Annotated in this window: 4 protein-coding genes and 1 tRNA gene; 4 read left to right on the top strand and 1 reads right to left on the bottom strand. The window is 61.6% G+C overall.

All coding sequences use genetic code 11. The features are described from left to right. Window positions 1-116: 116 nt before the first annotated feature. Window positions 117-193 (top strand) — tRNA-Glu (locus DXB98_RS03980). 231 nt (window positions 194-424) lie between these two features. Here DXB98_RS03980 and DXB98_RS03975 read toward each other — a convergent pair. Beyond that, window positions 425-2,512: a glutamine synthetase III gene (locus tag DXB98_RS03975; protein ID WP_117734633.1), complete on the bottom strand. Its 2,088-nt coding sequence runs from the start codon at window positions 2,510-2,512 to the stop codon at window positions 425-427. Window positions 2,513-3,010: 498 nt separating this feature from the next. Here DXB98_RS03975 and DXB98_RS03970 point away from each other — a divergent pair, with 498 nt between their 5' ends. Genes DXB98_RS03970 through DXB98_RS03960 form a run of 3 tightly spaced genes read left to right on the top strand, consistent with a single transcriptional unit; the run spans window position 3,011 to window position 7,239 of the window. After that, on the top strand, window positions 3,011-3,883 hold the full coding sequence (locus tag DXB98_RS03970; RefSeq protein ID WP_117743228.1) for a methylenetetrahydrofolate reductase: 873 nt from the start codon (window positions 3,011-3,013) through the stop codon (window positions 3,881-3,883). Further along, complete coding sequence (locus DXB98_RS03965) at window positions 3,883-4,671, top strand: vitamin B12 dependent-methionine synthase activation domain-containing protein (RefSeq protein ID WP_117743227.1); 789 nt, start codon at window positions 3,883-3,885, stop codon at window positions 4,669-4,671. Before DXB98_RS03970 ends, DXB98_RS03965 begins: the two co-directional genes overlap by 1 nt. A 9-nt stretch (window positions 4,672-4,680) precedes the next feature. After that, the gene (locus DXB98_RS03960; RefSeq protein ID WP_199407115.1) at window positions 4,681-7,239 is read left to right on the top strand and encodes a homocysteine S-methyltransferase family protein; all 2,559 of its coding nucleotides are present in this window, start codon (window positions 4,681-4,683) and stop codon (window positions 7,237-7,239) included. Window positions 7,240-7,264: the final 25 nt, after the last annotated feature.

Raw genomic sequence — 7,264 nt, 5'->3', positions numbered from 1 at the left:
ATGAATGTGGGAGGTGTTCGGATAAAGTTGATAATCAAGGAGCTCCTATGTGGTGGTTTTCCAGTTTGCCAACGATATACGCGCCGGCAAAAAAGTCTGCTATACTCTTTCCCGCTGTCCCCATCGTCTAGCGGCCAAGGACGCCACCCTTTCAAGGTGGATATCGCGGGTTCGAATCCCGCTGGGGGCACCATTCGCAAACTGTTCGAACCCGCGCGATGTTAAGTCGTGCGGGTTCGTTTTTCATCTTGGCCTGTTTTCGTTTCGGCACATGTGCGCCAAATGTGCGCCAAAACAGGTTACATCTTTTGAGATGCCTCACACGAAACGCTTGCCCGGCAGCACGTCCATAATAGATCTGAGCAGCAAAAAAGGGGCCTCGCACAGGCGAGACCCCCTTCGCGCGCAAAATCAAACGTGTCTGTTACACGTAGAACAGAATGTCATCGTAGGTCGGAACCGGCCAGTAGTCGGCAGCCACGATCTCTTCCATGGCGTCCACGGCGGCACGCAGCGTATCCATAGCGGGAACAACCTCGTGAGCGTACACGTTGGCCTGCTCCTGGCCATCGAGGGCCTCGGCCTTCTGATGCACGGCGTCGAGCGCCTTGATGGAGTCGTTGATGGTAGTGATGCCGTTGCAGAGCTTGTTGAGCGTGTTCTGCTCACACTGCATGGCGGCCTCGGCGCCGGCGGCACGGATAGCCTCAAGGCCCTTAGCGACCTTGGTGGCATAGGCGGTAATGACCGGGCGATAGGTACGGCGTGCCTCGCGAACCATCGTGGTGGCCTCGATGTTCATGAGCTTGTTGTACTTCTCGAGCTTGCAGTCGTAGCGGCACTGAGCCTCGGCCTTGGTCAGGACACCCGTCTCCTCAAAGAGCGCAATGGCCTTATCGGAAACAAAGGCGGGCAGGGCATCGGCCGTGGTCTTGTTGTTGGCAAGGCCGCGCTTCTCGGCCTCAACGGGCCACTCATCGGAGTAGCCGTCGCCAGAGAACAGGATGCGCTGGTGATCGGTCAGGACCTTCTTGCAGTACTCGAGCGCGGCGTCCTGGAACTTATCCTCGGGCGTGCCCTCAAGCGCGTCGGCGAAGGACTTGAGCGACTTGGCCACGGCGGCATCGAGCACCAGGTTGGAGTCGGAGACGTTCTGCTCGGAGCCGCAGGCACGGAACTCGAACTTGTTGCCGGTGAAGGCAAACGGGGAGGTGCGGTTGCGATCGGTGTTGTCCTGCATCAGCTTGGGCAGGGTATCGGCGCCCAGGTCGAGCACGCCGCGCGTGGCATGGACGGAAGCCTTGCCATCGATGATCTTCTCGACAACCTCGGTAAGCTGGTCGCCCAGGAAGATGGACATAATCGCCGGAGGAGCCTCGTTGGCGCCCAGACGATGGTCGTTGCCGGCCGAGGCAACAGAAGCACGCAGGAGCTCCTGATAGTTATCGACGGCCTCGATCACCGCGGTGAGGAAGACGATGAACTGCAGGTTGTCGAGCGGGGTGTCGCCCGGATCGAGCAGGTTCTCGGACTCGGTGCCAAGCGACCAGTTGTTGTGCTTGCCCGAACCGTTGATGCCCTCGAACGGCTTCTCGTGCAGCAGGCAGACCAGGTCGTGGCGGGAGGCGATGAGCTTCATCTTCTCCATCATGACCAAGTTCTGGTCGATGGCCTCGTTGACCTCACCGTAGACGGGGGCGAGCTCATGCTGGCAGGGAGCGACCTCGTTGTGCTTGGTCTTGGCGGGAATGCCGAGCGCCCACAGCTCGTCGTCCAGATCCTTCATATAGGCCGAGACAGTGGGGCGGATAGCGCCAAAGTAGTGCTCCTCGAGTTCCTGGCCCTTGCAGGGGGCAGCACCAAAGAGGGTGCGGCCGGTGATGACCAGGTCCTTGCGCTTGCGGTAAGCGTCCTTCTTGATCAGGAAGTACTCCTGCTCGTCGCCCACGGAAGGAACGACCTTCTTTGGCGTCTTGCCGAACAGCGCCAAAACGCGCTTGGACTCACGCGAGAGCGCGGTCATGGAGCGCAGCAGCGGGGTCTTCTTGTCCAGGGCCTCGCCCGTGTAGGAGCAGAAAGCCGTGGGGATGCACAGGACATCGTCCTTGATAAAGGCGGGGCTGGTGGGATCCCAAGCGGTGTAGCCACGGGCCTCGAAGGTGGCGCGCAGGCCGCCGTTGGGGAAGCTGGAGGCATCGGGCTCACCCTGGATGAGGTTCTTGCCCGTAAACTTGGTAATGGCGGTGCCGTCGTGGTTAGGCTCGAGGAAGCTGTCGTGCTTCTCGGAAGTGATGCCCGAAAGCGGCTGGAACCAGTGCGCGTAGTGCGTAGCACCCTTGGAGATGGCCCAGACCTTCATGGCATGGGCAACGGCGTTGGCCACATCTAGGTCGAGCGGCTCACCGCCCTCGAGGGTTGCAGCAAGGCGCTTCCAAATGTCCTTGGGGAGGCAGTCCTTCATGACTTCCTCAGAGAACACCATGGTCCCGAAGCGGTCAGTAAGTTCGGCCATACGGAACTCCCTTCGTATCGGCACCGCGTGAGAAGCGGTGTTGATTACTAACGAACGAGCCTTAGCTTAGACTCGCCGTGTTTCCGCGACATTACCGTTATGTTGCTGTCACGAAACCAATCAATGAGGTTACAGCAACACAGGATTATTACCACCCTCAACAGCCAACGAACTGCATAAATTGCAGACCTCCCCGCATGGTTTAAGGGTAGTCTTTTTGGGACGGGGCTTTTTTAGCTACCCATCCGGTATCTTCGAAGCTCAAGGCAATATTTGACATAGGGTAGCTAAAAAAGCCCCGTCCCAAAAAGACTACCCTGGGCAGCTGGTTGATGGCTATAGAGGCACGTCCCAAATGAGCTACGTTGTTATAGGGAATGACGATAGCGAAGCATCTTCGATTGGTATTCCCAAATGGCAAGTAAAACTCCAGCGTGGCGCAGCGGTGCTGTAGAATCCTTACAACACATCGCACTAAAGTATCTAAAGGAGCACGATATGCGCGTCGACGAGGTTTTTAAGCAGGCAGCATCCCTGGGCACCGTGCCCGTTTCGTTTGAGATGTTCCCGCCCAAGGGCGAGCTCACCCTCGATACGGCTCGCAAGGTGGCAGGCAGTCTGTGCAAGCTTTCGCCGAGCTTTGTCTCGGTCACCTGCTCTGCCGGCGGCTCGGGCAACGGCGCCACCACCGCCCCCATCGCGCATATGATTACGAGCGAATTCGATACGCCCTCGGTGGCGCACCTCACCTGCGTCGGCCGCACGCATGCCGATATCGCCGCCAAGATCGATGAGTACCGCACCGCCGGCGTGAATAACATCCTGGCGCTGCGTGGCGATCTCCCTGCCGGCGCGACCGAGGACGACAAGCCCGCCTCCGAATACGCCTACGCCCGCGACCTCATCCCCGAGCTCGTCGACGCCGGCTTTTGCGTGGGCGCCGCGGCCTACCCCGAGGGCCACATTGCCTGCGAGGACCTCAGCCTCTCGGTCGAATACCTCAAGCAAAAGCAGGACTCCGGCGCAAGCTTCTTTGTGACGCAACTTTTCTTTGATAATGAGTGCTTCTACCGCTTCCGCGAGCTTGCCGATAAAGCGGGCATCACGGTGCCCATCACCGCGGGCATCATGCCGTTTATGAGCAAGTCCCAGATCAGCCGCATGGTCTTTATGTGCGGAGCGTCGCTGCCCTCCCCCGTCATCAAGATTCTCGCCAAGTACGAGAACGACCCCGAGAGCCTGCAGGCAGCCGGTGTAGATTATGCCACCCACCAGCTTTGCGACCTCAAGGAGCACGGTGCCGACGGTCTGCACCTGTACACTATGAATCGTCCTGCGATCGCCGCGACCATTATGGAGCGCCTAGGGTAATGGAAAAACCGCACATTGATACAACCACTGTCGAAGTGCCGGCTGACCTTGCGTCGCCGGCGCTTTACCGTATCGACGCTGCCCATCATCCCCGAGTCGACCGTGCCGAGATGCTGCGCTATCTGGGCTACGGCGGTCAGCAGATTGAGCCTGAACTGTCACGACGAATTGAGCTTGTGGTCGAGCGCCTAGAACTGGACATTGAGCCCCGTGGCGTGCGATGCGTGTTTGCCGTCGATGCCACGGGCGTCGACGAGCAGGGCGAGCCCTGCATCCGCTTGGTTGGCACGAACGTTGAGCTGCGGGGTCGCGATATCTATCGACATCTCAAAGACGCCCGCTTTGCCGCGCTCATGGCATGCACCCTCGGCATGGACGCCGAGCGTCGTCTGCGCACCACGGGAGCCCAGCAACCCCTGGAGGGGGCAGTGCTCGACGCCGCGTGCTCTGCCTATGTGGAAGCCGCCGTCGAGCAGATGGACCAGCAAGTCAAGACCGCGGCCGCCGCACACGGACTCGCCGGTAACTGGCGCTTCAGTCCCGGCTACGGCGACTGCCCGCTTACGGCACAGCGCTCGATCGTAAATGTGCTCAACGCCACACGGCTCATCGGGCTTACCGTCACACCTACCAGCCTGCTCATGCCCACCAAGAGCGTGACCGCGGTGATCGGTCTGTTTGACGGCGAGGTCCACGACGCTCAGAGCCGCCCCACCTGCAATATCTGCCGCATGCGTGAGTACTGCCGCTTCCGCGCCGCCCACACCACCTGCTATTCCAGCCATTAGGAGCCATCGATGTTTACTCCGCTTATCACTCATGATTCTGACGGTACTGCGCTGGCGGCACCTGTCAATACTGCGCGCTGCAACGGCGCCGCGTACAAGACGCGCACGATCGACGACCTGCACATTAAGGATGAGCGCCTGCGTGCGGCCATCGAGGGCACGGGGCACCTGCTGTTTGACGGCGGCATGGGCACCATGTTGCAGGCCGCCGGCATGAAGGCGGGCGCTCTGCCCGAGCTGCTCAACTTTGAGGAGCCCCAGGTTATCACCGATATCCAACGTCAATATGTCGGGGCTGGCTGTGACGTGATCACCGCCAACACCTTTGGCGCCAACGCCCACAAGCTCGACGGTGCTGCCACCGTGGCAGACGTCTTTGCCGCGGCCGTCACCTGCGCCCGCGAGGCCGGCGCCCGCTACGTCGCCGGCGACATCGGCCCCATCGGCGCCCTGCTGCGCCCCCTGGGCACCCTCAGCTTTGACGAGGCCTACGACCTCTTTGCCGAGGAAGTGCACGCCGGCGTCGCTGCGGGCGTCGACCTCTTTATTATCGAGACTATGACCGACCTGGCCGAGATCAAGGCGGCAGTCCTCGCCTGCCGCGAGAACTCCGACCTGCCCGTCTTTGCCACCATGACCTTTGAGGAAGACGGACGCACCTTCCTGGGCACGAGCCCCGAGGTGGCCGCCATCACGCTCGACGCCATCGGCGCCGACGTTTTGGGCATCAACTGCAGTCAGGGACCGGCCGAGCTCCGCGGGCTCGCCGAACGCATGCTCACCGTTACCGACAAGCCCGTTATGGTGCAGGCCAATGCGGGACTCCCCCGCGTGGACGACAACGGCAACACCGTCTTTGATGTCCAGACACCCGAGTACGCTGAGGCCGTCGCCGGCATGATCGAGGACGGCGTTGGCGTCGTCGGCGGATGCTGCGGCACCACGCCCACGCACATGGCGGCACTTCGCACCCTCATCGACAACCACACGCCCAGCCCGCGTCACCGCAAGCCCAGCATGTCGGTCACGAGCGCCCAGACCGTGGTGGACCTTCCCTGCGACGACCACAAGATCGCCGTCATCGGCGAGCGCATCAACCCCACCGGCAAAAAGCGCCTGCAGCAGGCCCTGCGCGACGGCGACCTGGACTACGTCGTGAGCCAGGGCATCAGTCAGCAGGAGCAGGGCGCCGACATCCTGGACGTCAACGTGGGCATGCCCGAGATCGACGAGGTCAAGATCATTCAACAGGCCACCGAGCAGCTCCAAGGCTCCACGCTGCTGCCGCTGCAGATCGACTCCACCGATCCCGCCGCCGTCGAGGCCGCCGTACGCCGCTATGCCGGCAAGCCCATCATCAACTCGGTCAACGGCAAGCAGCAGATCATGAATGAGATCTTTCCGCTGGTCGCCCACTACGGCACCAACGTTGTCGGCCTCACGCTCGACGAAGGCGGCATCCCCGATACCGCCGAGGCCCGCTTCGCCATCGCCGAGCGCATCGTGGCCGAGGCTGCCCGCTACGGCATCGGACCGGACCGTATTCTCATTGACTGCCTGGTCATGACCGCCTCGACCAATCAACGCCAGGCCGAGCAGATCCTGCGCGCCATGTCCCTGTGCAAGGAGCGCCTGGGCGTCAAATGCGCGCTCGGCGTGTCGAACATCAGCTTTGGCCTGCCCGCGCGGCCGCTCCTGGGTTCGGTCTTTTTGGCCGCCGCCTTTGGCGCTGGCCTGGACGCCCCCATCATGAACCCGGGTTCCAAGCGCTTTATGGATACCGTCTACAGCTATCGCGTCTTGAGCGTTGAGGACGAGGGCTCGACCGGATACATCGAGCGCTACGCCGGCTGGACCGATCCGTACAAGATCGCCGCGAACCCGACGGCGGCCCAGGCGGTATCGACCGACGCTGCGCCCGCTGCTGGCACCGCCGGCACCGACGGCAACGACGACCCGATTCGTCGCATGGTCGTCTCGGGCCGCAAAGGCGAGATCGCCGCCGAGACCGAGCGCCTGCTGGCAGACCACGACGCCATGGACCTCATCAACAATCACTTTATCCCCGCCCTCGACGAAGTTGGCGTCCTCTTTGACCAGGGCAAGTTCTTCTTGCCGCAGCTTATGGCCTCGGCCGAGGCCGCACGCGTGGGCTTCGACACCATCAAGCGCCTGATGCCCGCCGGCGAGATTGCCGACAAGGGCAAGATCTGCGTGGCCACCGTCAAGGGCGACATCCACGATATTGGCAAAAACATCGTTAAGATGCTGCTCGACAACTACGGATACACCGTCTTTGACCTGGGCCGCGACGTCGATCCGCAGGAGGTACTCAAGACCGTCAAGAAGCGCGATATCAAACTCGTCGGCCTCTCGGCGCTTATGACCACCACCGTCGTGGCCATGGAAGAGACCATCAAGCTGCTTCATGCCGAGGTGCCGGACGTCAAGATCATCGTAGGCGGCGCCGTACTCACCCCCGAATACGCCAAGCAGATCGGCGCGGACTACTACGCCAAGGACGCCGCCGAAAGCGCCCGTATCGCCGAAGAGGTCTTTGGGCGGTAACACAACGGAAACAACCCCGCACCAA

The organism is Collinsella sp. OM07-12 (genome assembly GCF_003438275.1).
Lineage (GTDB): Bacteria > Actinomycetota > Coriobacteriia > Coriobacteriales > Coriobacteriaceae > Collinsella.
Note: the sequence above shows the minus strand (reverse complement) of the source record. Positions and strands in the feature narration are given on the sequence as shown.